Origin of the sequence: Shewanella sp. TB7-MNA-CIBAN-0143 (assembly GCF_040310065.1) — a bacterium.
Lineage (GTDB): Bacteria > Pseudomonadota > Gammaproteobacteria > Enterobacterales > Shewanellaceae > Shewanella.
The window spans coordinates 32,843-52,727 of record NZ_JBEOPL010000013.1 but is presented as its reverse complement, the minus strand read 5'-3'; the positions used below and the strand labels follow the sequence as shown (position 1 = coordinate 52,727).

At 42.6% G+C, this 19,885-nt stretch carries 16 protein-coding genes; 11 read left to right on the top strand and 5 right to left on the bottom strand.

Annotated elements, in window-relative coordinates; genetic code table 11:
* Positions 1 to 92: 92 nt before the first annotated feature.
* From mrcB to AAEY97_RS11980, 3 genes are all read right to left on the bottom strand, one after another.
* Positions 93 to 2,393 carry a penicillin-binding protein 1B gene (gene mrcB / locus AAEY97_RS11990; RefSeq protein WP_350999009.1) on the bottom strand — a complete coding sequence of 767 codons (2,301 nt, stop codon included), beginning with the start codon at positions 2,391 to 2,393 and terminating at the stop codon, positions 93 to 95.
* A gap of 68 nt (positions 2,394 to 2,461) precedes the next feature.
* Positions 2,462 to 5,008 (bottom strand): ATP-dependent helicase HrpB, encoded by a 2,547-nt coding sequence (gene hrpB, locus AAEY97_RS11985; RefSeq protein ID WP_350999100.1) that lies wholly within the window; start codon positions 5,006 to 5,008, stop codon positions 2,462 to 2,464.
* A 184-nt stretch (positions 5,009 to 5,192) separates the two neighbouring features.
* On the bottom strand, positions 5,193 to 7,454 hold the full coding sequence (locus AAEY97_RS11980) for a putative bifunctional diguanylate cyclase/phosphodiesterase (protein WP_192114216.1): 2,262 nt from the start codon (positions 7,452 to 7,454) through the stop codon (positions 5,193 to 5,195).
* A gap of 208 nt (positions 7,455 to 7,662) precedes the next feature.
* Between AAEY97_RS11980 and thpR the strand changes: the two genes are divergently transcribed.
* The gene (thpR, locus tag AAEY97_RS11975) at positions 7,663 to 8,208 is read left to right on the top strand and encodes an RNA 2',3'-cyclic phosphodiesterase (RefSeq protein WP_350999005.1); all 546 of its coding nucleotides are present in this window, start codon (positions 7,663 to 7,665) and stop codon (positions 8,206 to 8,208) included.
* A 53-nt stretch (positions 8,209 to 8,261) separates the two neighbouring features.
* Here the strand turns inward: thpR and pepB are convergent, their stop codons facing one another.
* Positions 8,262 to 9,536 carry an aminopeptidase PepB gene (gene pepB / locus AAEY97_RS11970; protein WP_011638713.1) on the bottom strand — a complete coding sequence of 425 codons (1,275 nt, stop codon included), beginning with the start codon at positions 9,534 to 9,536 and terminating at the stop codon, positions 8,262 to 8,264.
* Positions 9,537 to 9,680: 144 nt separating this feature from the next.
* Between pepB and sfsA the strand changes: the two genes are divergently transcribed.
* From sfsA to AAEY97_RS11930, 8 genes are all read left to right on the top strand, one after another.
* Positions 9,681 to 10,385 (top strand): DNA/RNA nuclease SfsA, encoded by a 705-nt coding sequence (sfsA, locus tag AAEY97_RS11965; RefSeq protein WP_101085268.1) that lies wholly within the window; start codon positions 9,681 to 9,683, stop codon positions 10,383 to 10,385.
* A gap of 118 nt (positions 10,386 to 10,503) precedes the next feature.
* Positions 10,504 to 10,947 carry an RNA polymerase-binding protein DksA gene (gene dksA / locus AAEY97_RS11960; protein ID WP_011638715.1) on the top strand — a complete coding sequence of 148 codons (444 nt, stop codon included), beginning with the start codon at positions 10,504 to 10,506 and terminating at the stop codon, positions 10,945 to 10,947.
* Positions 10,948 to 11,086: 139 nt separating this feature from the next.
* Entirely contained in the window at positions 11,087 to 11,968 is an 882-nt protein-coding gene (gene gluQRS / locus AAEY97_RS11955) for a tRNA glutamyl-Q(34) synthetase GluQRS (RefSeq protein ID WP_101085267.1), read from the top strand.
* Positions 11,969 to 12,209: 241 nt separating this feature from the next.
* Positions 12,210 to 13,511 carry a polynucleotide adenylyltransferase PcnB gene (pcnB, locus tag AAEY97_RS11950; protein ID WP_162024398.1) on the top strand — a complete coding sequence of 434 codons (1,302 nt, stop codon included), beginning with the start codon at positions 12,210 to 12,212 and terminating at the stop codon, positions 13,509 to 13,511.
* A 2-nt stretch (positions 13,512 to 13,513) separates the two neighbouring features.
* Positions 13,514 to 13,999, top strand: coding sequence for a 2-amino-4-hydroxy-6-hydroxymethyldihydropteridine diphosphokinase (folK, locus tag AAEY97_RS11945; protein ID WP_162023860.1), 486 nt, complete (start codon positions 13,514 to 13,516; stop codon positions 13,997 to 13,999).
* Positions 14,000 to 14,067: 68 nt separating this feature from the next.
* Positions 14,068 to 14,862 (top strand): 3-methyl-2-oxobutanoate hydroxymethyltransferase, encoded by a 795-nt coding sequence (gene panB / locus AAEY97_RS11940; protein WP_101085264.1) that lies wholly within the window; start codon positions 14,068 to 14,070, stop codon positions 14,860 to 14,862.
* A gap of 243 nt (positions 14,863 to 15,105) precedes the next feature.
* Entirely contained in the window at positions 15,106 to 15,960 is an 855-nt protein-coding gene (gene panC, locus AAEY97_RS11935) for a pantoate--beta-alanine ligase (RefSeq protein ID WP_350979023.1), read from the top strand.
* A gap of 490 nt (positions 15,961 to 16,450) precedes the next feature.
* Positions 16,451 to 16,969 carry a hypothetical protein gene (locus AAEY97_RS11930; protein ID WP_101085262.1) on the top strand — a complete coding sequence of 173 codons (519 nt, stop codon included), beginning with the start codon at positions 16,451 to 16,453 and terminating at the stop codon, positions 16,967 to 16,969.
* Positions 16,970 to 17,005: 36 nt separating this feature from the next.
* Here AAEY97_RS11930 and AAEY97_RS11925 read toward each other — a convergent pair whose 3' ends face one another.
* Positions 17,006 to 17,203 carry a YheV family putative zinc ribbon protein gene (locus AAEY97_RS11925; protein ID WP_162023862.1) on the bottom strand — a complete coding sequence of 66 codons (198 nt, stop codon included), beginning with the start codon at positions 17,201 to 17,203 and terminating at the stop codon, positions 17,006 to 17,008.
* 176 nt (positions 17,204 to 17,379) lie between these two features.
* Here AAEY97_RS11925 and AAEY97_RS11920 point away from each other — a divergent pair, with 176 nt between their 5' ends.
* Both AAEY97_RS11920 and AAEY97_RS11915 read left to right on the top strand, forming a co-directional pair.
* Positions 17,380 to 19,290, top strand: a complete 1,911-nt coding sequence (locus tag AAEY97_RS11920) for an ABC transporter ATP-binding protein (RefSeq protein WP_101085260.1) — start codon at positions 17,380 to 17,382, stop codon at positions 19,288 to 19,290.
* A gap of 72 nt (positions 19,291 to 19,362) precedes the next feature.
* Entirely contained in the window at positions 19,363 to 19,854 is a 492-nt protein-coding gene (locus AAEY97_RS11915; RefSeq protein WP_350999001.1) for a TIGR02444 family protein, read from the top strand.
* Positions 19,855 to 19,885: the final 31 nt, after the last annotated feature.

Here is a 19,885-nt window from a genome sequence, read left to right as displayed (position 1 = left end):
TGATTATCCTGCGCGAGACCAAAAAATAAGCCCAAAGTAATCACTTACTTTGGGCTTATTGCTGGCAACGACATAATGGCTAAGCTAACGCGTTACTCTCCCACCAACTTCTGCCACCAAGATAATGACTCGCCACAATTGGCAACCGGATGATAGCTTGCGTCTAATGCCGGTAGACCGATAATATTGTCACAATTACCTTTCTTAGCCACACCCGTTGTACGATCAAAATAACCATTAACAACCCCATTAACGGGCATCATTCGTAAACTAAGCGGTGGACGTTCATGTAAAAAGGCCTGATACACGGCCATTGCGCCACTACTACCATACAAGCCCGTTTTACTGTTATCGTCTTGGCCGACCCAAATAGCCGCTACGTTACGTTCATCAAATCCAGCAAACCACGAGTCACGACTATCATTACTGGTGCCGGTTTTACCCGCTAAACGAACCCCAGGAAATGCAGCGCCTAAACGCTTAGCCGTACCATTTCGCACTACCTGGTTCATTGCATATTGAACTAAGTAATCGGTTGCCGGATCAATCGCCATCGACGATGGAACACGAGTGACTTCCAACGCTTGGTTTTGACTGTCTAATACCGCTGTAATCGATGATAACTTACGATAGCGACCTTCATCAGCAATGGTTTGATAAACTTGAGCCACCATTAATGGTGAGCCATTCACCGCACCCAACAACATCGATGGATAAGGGGATATATCATCCTCCCAACCCGATTTTTTCAATGTAGCAGCAACCTTTTCAACACCAACAGCCAAACCAACGTTAACCGTTGGAACGTTCATTGAATCTTTAAATGCGCTTAATAAAGGCACTTGACCACTGAACTTTTTATCGACGTTTTTAGGTGACCACGTTTTTCCTTGCTCATTTTTAAGGGTGATGGGTTTGTCTTCTACGGGAGTGGCTAAAGTAAATTTATCTGCTTGGCGTAATGCGCTGGCATACACGAATGGTTTTATTAACGACCCAATTGGACGTCTAATTTCAACCGCGCGATTAAACCCTTCATAACTCGGTTGTTTATCACCCACCATTGCTGCTATGCCGCCAGTATATTTGTCGGTAACAACCATGCCGACTTGAACGTTTTTAGCCCGTTTATCCAGTGATGCCATGGTAGACAACACGGCTTTTTCTGCGGCTTCTTGGGCCATAGGATCGAGCGTGGTATACACTTTTACGCCCGACTGCTTCAGTAACGAATCACCATAACGGTCGCGTAACTCTTGTTTAACCACAGCAAAAAACGCTGGTAACTTCTGATGTACCGATTTTTTAGCACTGCGTAGACCGATTGGCGACTCTGCTGCAGCTTTATATTGGGCAACGGTTAATTTATCGTTTTCCATAAGCAAACGTAACACTAAATCACGGCGCTCTTGGGCTCGTTCAGGATAACGCCACGGGTTGTAATAAGAAGGTCCTTTAATGACCGCAACTAAAAAGGCTTGCTGCGACACGGTTAATTCACCAATGGGGCGACCAAAATAGAATTGTGAGGCTAATCCCATACCATGCACACCACGGGCCTTGTCTTGGCCCATGTACACTTCATTGAGATAAGCTTCTAAAATTTCATCTTTGCTATAACGAAAATCGATAATCAATGCCATTATGGCTTCACGCACTTTACGCACAATTGAGCGTTCGCTGCTTAAAAAGAAGTTTTTGGCTAACTGCTGAGTTAAGGTTGAACCCCCTTGCACCGTACGACCGGCAGTAATATTGACCACCGCAGCGCGTGCAATCGCCAATGGGTTTACCCCAAAGTGATCATAAAAACTGCGGTCCTCAACCAAAATAAGCGCATCGATAATCATTGAAGGCATCTCTGGCGTTCGCACAAATAAACGGTCTTCGCCATCGCCGGCAATAATACGGTCAAGTAATACCGGTTCTAAATGAAATACCGCTAATTCACGTTTGTCAGACATCCGCTTAACTGAGCTAACGCCTTCAGAGTCAAAGCTTATCATCACTCGCTGCTCGGCTTGGTTGCCTTCGGGATGCAAAAACGGCCGACGCCATAATTCGATACGAGTACTTGAAGCAGAAAACTCGCCAACTTGCCGCGGATTGGACACTTTACGGTAACCCAGCAAATTAAGCTCAGCCATTAACTGCGGATGGTTTATCGCAGCACCTGGGTACAATGCCATTGAACGACTAAAAACTTGGGCCGGTAAATGCCACTTTTGCCCTTCAAATTTCTGCGCAATAATTTGGTCTAAATAAATAGCGTAAAAGCTCACAACAGCAATACCAACGATTGATAATTTCCATGTGAGCGACCACAGGTTTTGCCACCAAGATGAGCCACTTTTTTTTGTGTTGGCTGAAGACTTTTTGGGTTTTTTACTCATAAATAATGGTTTCGTTTTCCATATAACGCTGAAATAATTGCATGTTATTAATAAGCTAGATGACTTATTTACACGCCTGGAGTTTTCTTTTTAGTAAATTTTGTTGCCACTGTATTCACTGGGTCATCAGGCCATAAATGCCTAGGATAACGACCACGCATTTCTTTTTTTACATCAATATATGGGCCTTGCCAGAAGCTGGCTAAATCTGCCGTGGCGGCTAATGGTCGTTGTGCTGGCGACAACAACTCCATAGTAACCGTCATTTTGCCGTGCAATATTGTCGGGCTTTGCGCCATCCCTAATGCTTCTTGTAAACGTACACTAAGCAACGCACGGCCTTGTTGGTCATTGTTATGATAAAAATGTCCGTCAGTATCAAGTGGCATCTGGTAACGGATGGGGGCACGAGTGCCAGTTGCCATCGGCCAATGTGTTGGCACCAGTTGCTCTAATAGCTGCTGCTGTTGCCAATTGAGTAAATTTTTCACCAATCCATACGCGGCTACTTTAGCCAATGCGGCCAATGAACGAATGTTATCCAAATGTGGCCCAAGCCAATCTTCTAACGTCGCCAGTAAGTACTCATCGCTTAAACAAGGCCAATCATGCTCTGGCGCAAAGTATCGAGCCAATTCAACCCGATATTGTAACTGGATTAACAGCTCGTCACGATTAAGGATTGTTAACCCTTTTATACGGATCTGTTCTAATAATGCTGCGGTAATTTGTGCCCGTTCAGGCGTAATACCGGTGTCGATTTTAATGATAACCTCACCGATTTTGGTATGTTTTTCAGCAAAAAAACGCCCTTTTGCTTCATCCCAACCACCGTGAACATGAGTAGTTACTAACGAGGCAAGTTCGGCAGTAAACAAGCGTTCATCTAACCTTGCTGCAAGGTAAATTTGGCCAGCATTACGACCTTGAGTCTCTTGAAAGTCAGCAACCACTAACCAAGGTTCATGAGCCAAACTGTCTTCGGCATTGATCACCACACCCGTACCATTACTTAATAAAAAGCCTTCATGGCCACGAGCTTTGGCAATACGATCAGGGTAAGCAAGTGCTAACAAATAGCTTATATCACGAGTCGATGCATTACGTATTGCCTCATTGACCTGACCCGATATCGCCAAAGATTGTTGCCATTGCCTAACTTGCTGTTTAATTTGCCCCTGCAAAGCCTCGGTCAAATAATGATGAATATCAGCGCCTTTTTTCGGTAGTCCACGGGCTTCAATAATGCCTGCTAATACGCAAGCCAGCAGGCAAAGTTGCGGCTGATTGTCGTGCAAGGCAAGTTGCTTAGCTTTAAGCAGCATATGCGCTAAGCGTGGATGGCAACCTAATGCATAAGCCTCTCGGCCAAGTGACGTTAATTTACGTTGTGGATCAATTAATTCAAGTTGAATAAGTAATCGCCATGCGACTTGTTCATGGATCGGCGGCGGTGGTGTGAGCAATGATAATTCAGCAAATGATTTAGCGCCCCAACTGGCACAATCAAGTGCCATAGAAGTCAGTTCTGCTTGCGTGATTTCGGGCTCATCGACTTTGCGCATGCGCCCTTGTTCTTCTTGGCTCCATAACCGCACGCAATAACCCGCAGCTAAGCGCCCTGCTCGGCCACTACGTTGAATAGCCGATGCCTGGCTAATGCGCTTAAGCCCTAAGCGTGTCACGCCGGTTTTAGGGTTAAAACTCGCTTCACGTCGATAACCGCTGTCTATAACAAGGGTGATGCCTTCAATCGTTAAACTCGATTCAGCCACGTTAGTCGCGAGGACGATTTTACGTTTACCCGGTTCTGCTGCACGAATCGCTTGATCTTGCTCCGCTGACGACAAGTCGCCATACATAGGACAAATAAGCCATGATGCATCTAAACGCTCACGCAATAATCCAGCTAATTTACGAATTTCACCTTTACCGGGTAAAAACGCCAAAACGCTGCCCTGTTGATATTGCGCTAGATTGGGATCGGAAATGGTATCGATAACCACGCGGGACATGTGTGTTAGCCACAACTGTTGCCCAGGGCAAGGCTGATAAGCAATCTCAACCTCAAAACTGCGACCATCACTGTGTATTTGCGCAGCATCGGGCATTAACGTGTCTAGCGGTAAGCCAGACAAGGTGGCAGACATAGCAATAATGTGTAAATCGTCACGTAATGATTGCTGCACTTCCAGTGCTAAAGCCAAGCCTAAATCAGTCGTAAGATGACGCTCATGTATTTCATCGAAAATAATCACATCAATCCCACTAAGCTCTGGGTCTTGTTGGATCATGCGGGTCAGAATACCTTCGGTGACAATTTCTAATCGAGTATCTGCGCTGACTTTTGATTCGCCACGGACACGATAACCCACTTGCTGGCCAACATTTTGGCCCAATTGTTGGGCAATAAACTTAGCGACATTGCGGGCCGCAACTCGACGGGGTTCTAACATCAGAATTTTGCCATGAATTTCAGGCCAGGCTAACATCGCTAATGGTAATGCTGTGGATTTACCTGCACCGGTTGGCGCTTCGATAATAATGTGTGAATGGGCCGAAAACTGCACACGCAACGAGTCGAGTACCGCGTGAATCGGCAATGTCGTGGGCATCAATGATGGGTGCTGCTGCAATACTTGTTTTGAGGTCAACGCGATTAACTTTTACGGCTATTTTCTGCGGTTCATTTTACCCACATTGTATCAAGGTGTCATTAATTGCCTATTTAAAAGCCTATTTGGCTACCTTTTTAACAAAGCAATTAACCGCTCTCAGTTATTGAGTCATTTTACTCATTTAGATTAACCAAGGAGTCCGTAAACCGTGTTGTAGTTCAGCTAATCGTGTCGGTTTATTAATAGCATAGCCTTGCGCATAATCGACACCAATATTTTTAAGATATACGCCAATATCAGTGTTTTCAACAAACTCTGCGATAACTTCAAACCCCATGTCTTTTCCGAGCTGACAAATAGCCGAAACAATGGCTTTATCACTGCGGTTTTCGCATAAATTCACTACAAATTGGCCGTCAATTTTAACGTAATCGACATCAAGACATTTCAAATATGCAAAGCTAGAAAAACCAGAACCAAAATCATCTAATGCAATCTTACAACCAAATGGTCGTAACAACTCAATTAATCCGGTAGCTTGGTCTAATTGGCTTACCGCTGCAGTTTCGGTTATTTCAAAACATAATTTACTCACCAGCTCAGGTTCAACCATTAAACGCATTTCGAGCCAAGTCATGAACTTTTGGTCAGCAAGTGACATCGCAGACAAATTCACCGACACCATAGAAAGCTGTTCCCATGTAGCTAAATTATTGCCGCCCCACGTCAATAAATTATCGATAACCCAACGGTCTACTCGAGGCGCTAAGTTATAACGCTCAGCAGCAGGTAAAAACACCCCCGGCGATACATATTGGCCATCACTCTGCACCATGCGAAGTAGAATTTCCATGTGGATGCCAGTGTCGGGTTTATCGAGCGGCTCAATTAATTGATAGAATAGCTCAAACTGATTTAATGCCAGTGCGCCTGTAATATCCACAGATGCCAGCATTTGGTTATACATCATGTGCATTTGTGGGTCGTCAGGATTATAAAAATGCCAACGGTTACGGCCTTCTTCTTTGGCCAAGCGGCAAGCGGCATCAGCTTTGCTCATCACACCGTAAATATCGGAGTCAACATAATCGACTTTGGCAATGCCAATGCTGGCACTAATGTTGTGTTTGATACCTTTCCAAGTAAATTCATGATCAAACAACTGTTGGCAAATTCGTTTTGCCACTTGTTGCGCCGATGCGGTATCAGAATAATGCATCAATAAGCCAAACTCATCGCCGCCTAAACGCGCAACCACATCGTCTTTACGTAATAATTGTTTTAAGCGAGTCGCCACTTGTTGCAGCAACACATCACCCGCTTGATGACCACTAAGGTCATTTACCACTTGAAATTGATCGAGATCGAGAAAGGCAATACAAGCCGGAGCATGTTCGTCGTCTTTTAATAACTCTTCAAGCATGTTTTCGAACTGTAATCGATTTGGTAATCCGGTTAGCACATCATAATTGGAATGAAACGATAACTCATCGGCAAGTCGATAACGTTCGGTGACATCTTCAATCATTAATAATAACTGTTGCTGTTTATTAAGTGCATGGCAAAAGCTAAACTTATACCAGTATATTTGAACCCCATTTCGTAACGGCACTTCACACCAGGCTTGGCGTAAAATACCTTCTCGAACGATATGCAAGGTATCGAGTAATAGTGGGTGATCATCTTCTCGTAGCAACGTAAATAAACTCTGCCCGACTGTAATGGGTAAATTTTGTTTACTCGCATCATTTTGCAATACAACATTATTGTGTAAATCAATCAACGCACATGGCATCGGCAGTAACTGAAATAGCTCTTGATACTGTTTATCTTTACTGTCTAAAAGCACGGATAAACGACGAAGTTCAAGTGAAGAGGCTAATTGATATGCAGTATCATCGAGTAACTTTTGCACAAACGCACAAGGATCATCTTGCTGACTCACTACTGTGTTAGCATCGGATGCACACATAGTGCCTAAAACAACTTTAACATTGCCAACATGCAAAACAGGACTCAGAGCAAGATGCTTACAATCAATATCGAGTTGATTAAAGATGCCTAAAAGCGGTGTAAGGAGTCGATTTTCGTCAGAGGTAAATGATTGCTCTGGGGAATGAGGATAAATGATTGCTTGATAGCTGTTAAATAATGATTCGCACAGTGACAAATTATCTTGTAAATGCTGGTTAAACAGCGCTTCTGATGCTGGTGAAGCACCAAAATGACTGACACATTGTTGCTCTGAAGTGTCGATAATATCAGTATCGACGGCAAATAATTTATCATATTGACTCGTCAACACAAATGCAGCGCTGCATTCTAGCCTTTGACAGACTAACTGTAATGCTTGATTAAGCAGTGATAACACCGAAGTATTACTACCCTCAATAGGTCCATTTGTAAAAACACTTTTCAATAGTTGCTGGGTGCTATCGGCCATTCATCAACTCATTCAAGGTTAGCAATTCAATTTGCTTGGGAATAAAATCAGTTATCTTGTGGATGCCATATCGCTAACTATAAGCGCTAACTATAAGCACTATATTGATTAGGTAGTTAACTGAAACCACGATATGTTTTTAAAATCAGTAGTATTGTTAATCTATCAACGTTTATGTTTCAGCTCAATAAATAATAGGGCCAACCGGATGCAAACACCTTCGTCAGCAAGATTATTTGTCGGCTTTAGCGTAGACAAACCACAAATAGATAAAATATTACATCTACAACAAACACTTATAACTAAAATAAATACAAATTCAGTAGTCACTTTAGCACACAACTTACACATAACATTAGGCTTTTTCGGTCAAATAGATCCGACCACTTGTTCAAAAATCCATGAAGCAATAAATCAGATGCCTAAAACAACTTTCAGTCAAGTTATCGACACCTTCGCTTGGTGGCAAACAGCACAATTAATCTGTTTAAAAGGACAAGCGAGTACATCATTAAACACTATGGCGAATGACATTAAGAACATTGCAAAAACTCACCATCTAGCCATCAGTCAATACGATTATGTTCCGCACATTAGTCTATTTCGTGGGGTGACAACAGCTTCTTTACCAGCCGTGGTAAAGGACACTCAGCTCATCATCGCACCAAGCCATTTGCACTTATATCAATCGACTGGCCACCACCATAACGTTAACTACACGATATTAGAAAGTTGGCCGTTACGGCAAAAATAAAAACCGTCACCACAGAATGTGAGCGACGGTTTAATGTTAAGTACAATTGATGACTAGTCTTTTAATAACTCAGCAATGGTCAATACGCCATGTGTTGTTGCACCAGCGGCCCATAGCGCCGACGCTGATGATTCAAAAGCACCTGCGAGATCAACGTGTAACCAATTCGCTTTTGGTGACACAAAACGCCATAAGAAACCGGCCGCATTTGATGCGCCACCTGCACCGCCACCTTTAACTGGGCGACTGTTTGCAGTATCAGCATAAGCTGATGGACACATATCTTTATGCCAAGCATCTAACGGCAATGGCCATACGTTTTCAGAAACTGCTTCAGCACATTGCTGTGCAAGCTGTAATGTCGCCTTTTGTGGTGAAAAAATGGCGTTATAATTTGAGCCCACAGCCATCACAGCAGCGCCGGTTAACGTTGCAGCATCAATAATTAAGCCTGCGCCCGTTTCTGATGCAGCTTGCAAACCATCGGCTAGTACTAAACGTCCTTCAGCATCTGTATTAACAATTTCAACCGTGGTGCCGTTTTTGTAGGTTAGAACATCACCCAGCTTGAAAGCATTACCGCTAACTAAGTTTTCTGCACAACACAAAAATAGCTTAACGCGTTTGTTCAAACCAGCCTTCATGGCTAATCCCAATGCAGCAGTAACCGTGGCAGCACCGCCCATGTCACACTTCATCGCTAACATACCTTCTGACGACTTCAAGCTATAGCCGCCTGAGTCAAACGTAATACCTTTACCCACTAAGGCAACAGAGACTGGAGCATCTGCGCCTAACGGATTAAAATCAAGCTCTAACAATGCAGGAGGACGTTCACTACCACGACCCACAGCATGAATACCGACCCATTTTTTTTCTAATAATTCATGGCCTTCAATAATGTTAAAACTTACATGGTCACCACCAATATTTTTTAGCCAAGACGCCGCTTGATTAGCTAACGATAAAGGCGATAAATCTTCTGGAGTATCATTGATCAATTTGCGAGCAAACTGGGCCGCTACGGCACGTTGATTCAACGTTTCTTTATCGGCGTCACTACCACACCAGTCCACTTGGTATCCTGCTTTAGCCGTGGCAAAACCTTGTGCAAATGCCCACTGTGAATTCAGGGTCCATAAGCCACCGTCTAGCTGCACATAATTAATGCCTTGATTGCGGATTTTTCTTGCGGCCATCTGCACTTGACGCAGTTCATCGCTACCCGATAGATGGATTGTTGCCTTAGTACCTTGGTAAGTCACATCAGCTTTACCCCAATGTTCTGCAGGGGCTTCGGTGGTGAGCGTAACGGTCATAATATTCATAATAATCCCTTGTAGTAAGCCAAATAACACCAATGCTCGAGCTTAATCACGAGCTAATGGCAGTAGTGTAGACAAAACATAATCGATAAACCACGCTAAAGTTTGTTAGCATTGTTGTAAATCAACTCATTAGATGAGTCATCGATGAAATTTACTCCCGAATTAGAATCCGGTGTATTAATTAAACGATACAAACGCTTTCTTGCCGATATCATGCTACCTAACGGGCAAGAAATCACGATTCATTGCCCAAATACTGGTTCAATGAAAAATTGCTTATTCCCTGGTGAAAAGGTGTGGTTTTCCAGCTCCGACAATCCAAAACGAAAATATGCCCACACATGGGAATTAATGCAGACAGATCAGCAGCATTATATCGGGATTAATACCGGGCGAGCCAATGCTCTTGCAGAAGAAGCGATTAATCGGCAAGTGATTACCGAACTATTAGGTTACGAGCATTTAAAACGCGAAGTAAAGTATGGCAGTGAAAATAGCCGCATCGATATCTTGCTCACTAGCCAAAACCGGCCAGAGTGCTATATTGAAGTGAAGAGTTGTACTTTACTAGAAGATAAAATGGGTTACTTCCCCGATGCCGTAACCACTCGTGGACAAAAGCATCTGCGAGAACTCATCCACATGGTGGAATTAGGCCATCGTGCTGTTTTATTATTTGTGGTGCAGCACAGTGGCATCACGAGTGTTAAACCCGCGCGACATATAGATCCACAATATGCAGACTTACTTGAACAAGCCGTAGCAAATGGCGTTGAAGTGCTAGCTTATAAAACAGCGCTTTCGCCACAGGGAAGCCTGATCACTTCAGCTTGTAAAGTCATGCTGTAGATCAAAATAAAAATTAAATAACAAGTAAAAAATTTGCCACGCTATAGAGTTTCTGGTATAGATAGCGGCCATAAATTTAAGACGTCCTTAAAACGCAAATGATTACAGGAGATGCGTTATGCCTCAAGGCACGAAAAAACTTGGCGTACTCGCTATCGCTGGAGTAGATCCTTACCAGGAATCGGCTGGTGAAGAGTATATGAATACCAAGCAACGTGGTCACTTTACATTGATCCTCGAAGCATGGCGTAACCAATTGCGTGAAGAAGTCGACCGTACGTTAACTCACATGCAAGATGAAGCTGCAAACTTTCCTGATCCTGTCGACCGTGCAGCACAAGAAGAAGAATTCAGCTTAGAATTACGCGCTCGTGACAGAGAACGTAAATTGATCAAAAAGATTGAAAAGACTTTACAGTTGATCAAAGAAGACGATTTTGGTTTCTGCTTCTCATGTGGCGTAGAAATTGGTATCCGTCGACTTGAAGCTCGCCCTACAGCCGATCAATGTATCGATTGTAAAACGCTAGCTGAAATAAAAGAAAAACAAATGGCGGGTTAACCCGTTATTGATTAGGGCGAGATTATCTCGCCCTTTTTATTGACTTTATTTACCCACTAACAAATTAACAAGGCTATTGTGTTGTCGCATTAACTGACGATAATAACAATACGATGTTAACGAAAAACAACGCTATAACATGATTCCCCCATCCTATATCGGACGTTTTGCGCCCTCACCATCAGGTTCACTGCATTTTGGCTCACTCATTGCTGCATTAGGCAGTTATCTTCGCGCGCACAGTCAACAAGGCCAATGGCTTGTCCGCATAGAAGATATCGACCCGCCACGCGAAGTCCCCGGTGCAAGCGATAACATCCTTAGAACACTCGATGCCTACGGCTTACATTGGCATGGAACCGTACTATTTCAACAGCAACGATATCAGGCTTATCAAGATCAAATTGAAGCGTTTATCGCCAGTGATCTTGCTTATTATTGCCAATGCACACGTAAAATAATTCAAACCAGCGGCGGAGTGTATGATGGCCGTTGTGGCCGACTTCAGCCTAGACTGACACACGGCGCAATTCGAATTCGTAATCACGTTAAAATTGATCATTTTGTTGATAAACTTCAAGGCTCGGTGATGGTTGATAAAGCTTTCGCCGAAGAAGACTTTATTATTAAACGCAGTGATGGTTTGTATGCTTACCAACTCGCCGTTGTACTCGACGATGCGTATCAAGGCATAACTGAAGTGGTCAGAGGTTGTGATTTACTTGAAGCCAGTTGCCGACAAATAAGTTTGTTTACCCAATTGGAATTTACGCCACCTGATTGGCTACATTTGCCGTTAGTTTGTGCCGAGAAAGGCTTTAAATTATCCAAGCAGAATTATGCTCCAGCCATAGATGTCATTCACCCTCAAGCCAGTATTAATGCGGCACTGACCTTTTTAGGCCAAAAAGCTGTCGATGTAGATTCGGTAGAAGTGATGCTTAAACAGGCTGTTGAACAATTTGACCTAAGCACGATTCCTGCACAAAAAGAAATTGTCTTATCGACAATAAACAACTAGGTATCGTCATTAACTGACATAAGTTATTGCATTAAGCCCTTTTTAGCGCAACTGTACGTATACTCATTCGGTCACATTTAATGTATTATACCCGCCAGATTTTTAATCAAATTATTATAGCATTTCGAGGTGTATTATTTTTCGCCGTATTAGCCAATTCTGTAAACAGCTATTTGAAAACAACAAAGTAGCTCCAGTCCTTGAAGAACCCATTCAAGAAGATGGCTTACGTCTGGATATTATCTCCAGAGATGGTCACTCAATTTCACGTCGTCAAATTAGTGAAAATGCACTAAAAGTACTTTATCGTCTTAATAAATCTGGCTACAAAGCTTATTTAGTGGGCGGTGGAGTACGTGACATTCTATTAGGTCTTGAACCGAAAGATTTTGACGTCGTCACTAACGCCACCCCAGATGACATTAAAAAGTTATTCCGCAATTGTCGCTTAGTCGGCCGTCGCTTTAGACTGGCGCATATCGTTTTTGGTCGTGATGTCATTGAGGTTGCCACTTTCCGCGGTCACCACAGTGAAAGCAATGATAAAGTATCAAAATCCAACGCTGAAGGCCGTTTGTTACGCGATAACGTCTACGGTGAGATCGATGAAGATGCTGAGCGCCGTGACTTCACCATTAACGCGCTCTACTATGATATTAGTGATTATTCTATTCGCAGCTATGGTGGTGGAATAAACGATCTCAATGCTAGAACGATTAAGCTTATTGGCGATCCAGACACACGATACCGCGAAGACCCGGTGCGTATGCTTCGTGCTGTTCGTTTTGCGACGAAACTTGATATGCAAATCGATGCAGTAACAGCGGATCCCATCAAAGCCCTTGCTCCATTGCTAGCAGATATTCCTGCTGCGCGCATGTATGAAGAAGTATTGAAACTGTTTTTTGCCGGTAAAGCAGAAGCTAATTACCACATGATGCAACGTTTTGGTTTATTCGCGCCCTTGTTCCCACAAGTCGGTGCATTAATTGAAGAGTCGCCTAAAGGGTATGCCGCTAAAATGCTCCAAGTCGTTATGCGTAATACCGATATCCGTGTTAGCGAAGATAAAACCGTGACTCCGGCATTTTTCTTTGCGGCAATCTTGTGGTATCCCGTTAAGCAACGAGCTGATGATATTGCCATTGAAAGCGGCTTAACTCATTACGATGCATATGTTGCTGCAATGGGTGATGTGCTTGAAAAACAGTGTCTAACAATTAGCTTACCACGCCGATTTAGCACTCCAGCACGCGACATTTGGCAATTGCAGTTACGATTAGAACGCGGTCAAGGCACTCGAGCATTTAAACTACTAGAGCACCCTAAATTCAGAGCAGCTTATGATTTACTGCTACTGCGCGGTGAAGTTGAAATGGGTAATATTGCCAAGATAGCTGAGTGGTGGAAAGCGTTTGTAGAAGCTGATGAAACTGACCGTAGCGACATAGCTAAAAGCATCAAAGGCAGCAATAATCGTAACAGAAATGCACCACAGCGTAAGCGTCGCCGTAAACCAGCAGCCAAGCCAGCAGAAGAATAACAATGGCGGTTCAAGTTTATGTTGCCATAGGCGCTAATTTAGCTGAGCCAATACAACAACTCGATGTTGCAGTATTGGCGCTAAAGGCATTGGCAATAAACAACACTTTTACGGTGTCAGCATATTATGGTTCCAAGCCCATGGGTGATGTTATTCAGCCAGATTATGTCAATGCTGTCGCGGGGTTTGAAACCTCGCTATTGCCCATTGAGTTACTCGATACCTTACAAGAAATCGAGCAACAACAAGGGCGTGTACGACTTGAACACTGGGGACCTCGTACCTTAGATTTAGATTTGTTACTCTATGGTCAACAACACATCAACGAACCTCGACTTTGTGTGCCTCATTACGGCATGAAGCAACGCAGTTTTGTGTTAGTTCCATTAGCAGACATTGCACCAGCGCTAACATTGCCTTGTAATACAAGCCTTGAAAGCCTTATTAGTGTGGCAATGCGTGATGAATTACAAAAGCTTATCGATTAAAGTTGATCTTAACAGACAGAAGATTAAGCTCAGCTTTTAGTATTTCAATATTGTTTTAAGAGTCTACTATGTCAAAAGTCACCAGTTCGACCCTAATCAAGTTCAAACAAGAAGGTAAAAAGTTCACCGCATTAACGGCTTATGACGCTAGCTTTGCCGGCGCATTTGACAGTGAAGGTGTTGATGTACTTCTAGTGGGTGATTCACTCGGTATGGTGCTTCAAGGCCATAACGATACCTTACCAGTAACCATTGCCGATATTGCTTACCATACCGCTTGTGTCAAACGTGGTGTTTCGCGCGCATTACTCATCGCAGACATGCCGTTTATGAGCTATAGCACCCCAGAACAGACCATGACTAACGCTGCAATATTAATGCAGGCAGGTGCCAGCATGGTTAAATTAGAAGGCGGACATTGGTTACTTGAAAGCGTAAAAATGTTAACCGAACGTGGTATTCCAGTTTGTGCTCACCTAGGATTAACGCCACAGTCGGTGAACGTTTTTGGCGGATTTAAAGTGCAAGGTCGCGACGCTGATAACGCGCAACGCATTCTAGATGAAGCTAAAGCATTGCAAGCTGCTGGTGCGCAATTATTAGTGGTTGAGTGTATTCCAGCCTCCCTGGCTAAAGCCATTACTGAAGCACTAACCATTCCAGTTATCGGTATCGGCGCTGGAGCTGACACCGATGGCCAAATTCTTGTTATGCACGATGTTTTAGGCATTTCGAGTGGCTACATTCCCCGTTTTTCAAAAAACTATCTCAAACAAACCGGCGAAATCCGTTCGGCTATCAGAGCTTATATTGATGAAGTTGCTAACGGCACATTCCCAGCGGAAGAACATACCTTTAATTAATATAACATCTTGATAATATAAATTTATTATCATTTTTGCTCTGCTATCTACGTTGCATTGACTTACAATAGATCGACAGTTGATGAGTCAATGCACCTTCGTTAGCAACACAAACGGCAAGTTTGATTTGCAGATGCGAAATAAACCCGTTGTTATCGATTACCCTAGCTCTTATTCGGCTTGAGGCTAATCATTAAATCTACATCAATGACTACATTGTTTTTATTAAGGTTCGAACAGAAAATGATAACCACTTCCGCTATCTCAACCATTCGCGAACATGTTAAGACTTGGCGCAGCAAAGGCGAAACGGTTGCTTTTGTGCCTACTATGGGTAACTTACACCAAGGTCACATTACCTTAGTGAATGAAGCTAAAAAGCGCGCAGACCATGTGGTGGTATCTATCTTTGTTAATCCGATGCAATTTAGTGCCAATGAAGACTTAGATGGTTACCCACGCACACTCGCACAAGATAGCGAAAAGCTAATGCTTGCCGGAACAGAACTACTCTTCACTCCAACACCTGAGATTATTTATCCCAAAGGATTGGCACAGCAAACATTTATTGAAGTACCAGAAATTGGTGATGAATTATGCGGTGCAAGCCGCCCAGGTCATTTTCGTGGTGTGGCCACTATAGTTTCCAAACTGTTTAATATTGTTCAACCTGATATCGCCTTATTCGGCCGTAAAGATTTTCAACAATTGATGATTATCAAAACCATGGTTGAAGATTTATCGATGCCAATCGATGTAATTGGAGTGGAAACTATCCGAGAAGCGTCGGGTCTTGCGATGAGCTCTCGTAATGGCTATTTAACCACTGAAGAAAAACACTCAGCAGCAACATTAAAACAAGCATTAGACAGTATTGTTAACGCGATTCAACGCGGTGAAGCAATACAACAAGCTATCTCAATTGCCAAAAAACGACTTATAACAGTTGGTTTTACTCCTGATTATCTCGAAGTGAGAAATGCCAATACATTACGCCAAGTAACGGCAGCTGACAGTGAGCTAGTGGTTATTGGGGCGGCATATCTCGGCAAAGCGCGCTTGATAGACAACGTGTCATTTTCTCGTCATTCAAGTTAGGCACATAGCACGCTTCGCTAAAAAAATATTATTTTTTGGCTTAACTCAATAAAATAAAAAACAAAGATTTTTTATTTTATCGATATTTCCATTGTCAAAAAACTGGTTTTATCGATAAAATTGAACCATATTTAAGCGTTAGAATAGTGTTATCGACGTGATTATAGTTATATAGTTAGCAAGGTATGATTGCCGAGTATTCAATATCCGGTAACGAGTATGGGTAATGTCTTACTTGCGTAGCGTTAAAACATGCTAATCTGTTTAAGTACATAAGCTCATCAAAACACTAGTTAAATAAGTGAGTTGGCAAGATACAGTAAAAACAATACCTTTAGCCAAAATACGTAACCGGTGATTGCTTACCATTAGCAGCTAGACATGGTTGTCAACTGTGAGGCTGAATGCATCATCGACAAGGCCTAGTGTCGAAAACGTAAACATGTGATATCAAAATCGTAATAGTGATGACAAAAGGATGTGTGGCCGCATGGCAAAAAGACTGTTATTCATCGTACTCGCCATGAGCACTTTTACTGCTCAAGCCAATACTATTTACAAATGCATGATGGATGAAAAAGTCGTTTTCAGCCAAACAGCTTGCCCTCAGGAATATAGCCAACATAAAATTGAATACCAATTGGGTATAACCACTGAGGTTGACTCGGACAAGCGCGAGCTCAAACAAGATCCCTTAGAAGCAATACTCAATAAACAAACCATTTCTAAAGAGAAATTACTGCAGCTACTTGATGGTGAAATTTATCGCTTAAATCAAGAAAACAGCTATTTTGAAATTTTACGGGCTAGCGAAATACAAAAATTGGATCGTAAGCGTTACTGGCAAACTAAACCTAGAGACGACCCAAGTTACGGCCTAGAATTACAAGAAATTACTACACGCTTCAACGGCCTAATTAAAAATAATACTAATGTTATCCAGATATTAACTAAACATAAAATGAAGATATCTGCTGAAACACAACCAGATGAATATATGAGTAACTAACTCAACTCTTCATCTGCGTTGAGGTGCCACGCCACGTTAATCAGGTTTGAATACCCCGATCATGCTACCACTGGTTTTTTGAGGCACTTTAATATCCGTTTGTTGCTCACGATAATCACAGTCAGTACATTCAACCGTTTCAATTCCATTTTCTTTAAACAATAAAATACTGTCTTTAGCACTGCATTTAGGGCATTTAGCCCCTGCAACAAAACGCTTTTTAATTTTGGTCATGATTTACTCAACTTAGTGTTTACTGAATGAGCGGTTAACTCAATAAGGTCTTTACCTGATTTATACGCCTATTTTGCCATGATTAGCCCACATGAGTCCCGTGATTGTGGGAAATAAATCGTAGATGCGATATTATCTGCACCATTATTCTATTCTTAAGTATCAAGTTGTAATTAATGATCAACATAAGCCAAGCTCAGTTAATTCGCGGCAGTAAAACCTTACTCGATGAAACCTCACTGACGATATATCCCGGACACAAGGTTGGCCTTGTCGGCGCCAACGGTACAGGTAAATCATCATTGCTTGCCTTGATTTTGGGTCATTTACATCTAGATAAGGGTGAATTTAGTTTCCCCTCAGGCTGGCAAGTTGCCTCTGTTGCGCAGGAAACACCAGCATTAGATGTGTCGGCTCTAGAGTATGTCCTCGACGGTGACACTGAATACCGTGATTTAGAAGCCCAACTAGAGAAAGCCCAAACCGACAATAACGGTAATGCCATTGCGCTTATTCACGGCAAAATTGATGCTATTGGCGGCTATGCCATCAAAGCTCGAGCAGGCGCGCTATTAGCAGGCTTAGGGTTTAAAGATGCAGACCAAAGTAACCCGGTAAAAAGCTTCTCTGGTGGTTGGCGTATGCGCCTCAACTTAGCCCAAGCACTATTATGTCGTTCAGACTTATTGTTACTCGATGAGCCAACCAACCACTTAGACTTAGATACCATGTATTGGTTAGAAGGTTGGATAAAATCTTATCAAGGGACACTCATTTTGATCAGTCACGATCGTGACTTTATCGATGGCATTGTTGGTGAAATTGTTCATGTTGAAAATCACAAACTAAATTACTATAAAGGTAATTACTCTTCTTTTGAACGAGTACGCGCCGAACGCATGGCCCAGCAACAAGTCGCCTTTGAGCGTCAACAAAAAGAACGCTCACATATGCAGTCATTTGTTGATCGTTTCCGCTATAAAGCCAGTAAAGCTAAACAAGCACAAAGCCGCTTAAAAGCCCTCGAACGCATGGCCGATTTGTTGCCCTCGCAAGTAGACAATCCATTTCAAATGGCCTTTAGAGAACCAGAAGCGCTACCTAACCCATTAGTGGTAATGGAAAATGTCTCTATTGGTTATGAAGATAACACCATCCTTAAACAGGTTGAGTTAAACCTAGTCCCTGGTGCGCGTATTGGTTTGTTAGGTAGAAATGGTGCCGGTAAATCGACGCTGATCAAACTGTTATCAGGGCAATTACAAGCTAAAACGGGTAAATACCAACCTAACCCAGGATTGAATATTGGTTATTTTGCTCAGCATCAAGTTGAATTTTTAACGCTTGATGACTCTCCAATGCAACACTTAGTAAGACTTGCACCAGCAAGTGTTCGCGAACAAGAATTACGCAACTTTTTAGGCGGGTTTGGCTTTAATGGTGATATGGCCTTATCGCCAGTACGGCCGTTTTCTGGCGGCGAAAAAGCCCGCCTAGTATTAGCATTAGTGGTTTGGCAGCGTCCAAATTTACTATTACTCGATGAACCGACCAACCATTTAGATTTAGAGATGCGTCACGCACTCACCATGGCATTGCAAACCTTTGAGGGTGCAATGGTCATCGTGTCACACGATCGTCACCTATTACGCTTAAGTTGTAGTGATTATTACTTAGTTGACCAAGGTGTTGTAACACCTTTTGACGGTGACTTAGATGACTACCATCAATGGTTGCTCGATGCCGCCAAACTAGCACAAGCCAACAACAAAACAGATGTTGGCACTGGCGGTGATGCTGTTGATAAAAAACAGCAAAAAAGAATGGAAGCTGAATTACGTCAGAAAGTATCGCCGCTGAAAAAACAACAAGTAAAGTTAGAAACTCAACAGCAAAAAATTAATGCCAGATTAGCCGAATTAGAAATTGAGTTAGCCGATGGCAGCTTATACGAAGCCGAGAACAAAGCTAAAATGACCAATGTTCTCAACGAACGGACTACGCTGACTCAAGCTATGGATGAAAGTGAAATGCATTGGTTAGACATTCAAGAGCAGATAGAGCTTTTCGAGCAAGATTTTCAATAAACAGTTAGTTTTATTTTATTCAAGCCTTAAGTGGTGTTAACTCACACCACTTAAGGCTGTAAGGGATACTGTATGTCGCGGCCTTCTCACCAGCAAACATTTAGCTATTTAATTTGGCATGATTGCGAACAAAATTACTCAACTAATCCCAATTTTTACATAAACTTACAAGACACTTACCAAGTAAATGTGAATATTTTATTATTGGCTCAATACCTTGATCAACAGCATTATGTGTTGACGCCACAACTGTGGGAATTATTGACGGGTATTGTAGATCAATGGGAAGCAAATGTGTTGCAACCTTATCGACGATTACGGCGGATTGCTAAAGCATACTTAGACGGTGAAGAATATCAAAAAATGCTCGATGTTGAGCTCATTATGGAACGTAAATCTCAGTACATGTTATTGCACAAATTGAACTTACTGCAGGGAAAAACGTTAGATACTGAACTTGATAATACTGAGCCGAGCAATATACAACACTACCTTAGCTTATTTGGCTTAGATGAAAGCATTATGACTGAGTTGACCACCCAAACCGGCCTTACTCACTCATAACGCATCATCTGGTTTAGCGACTTGCCGTACG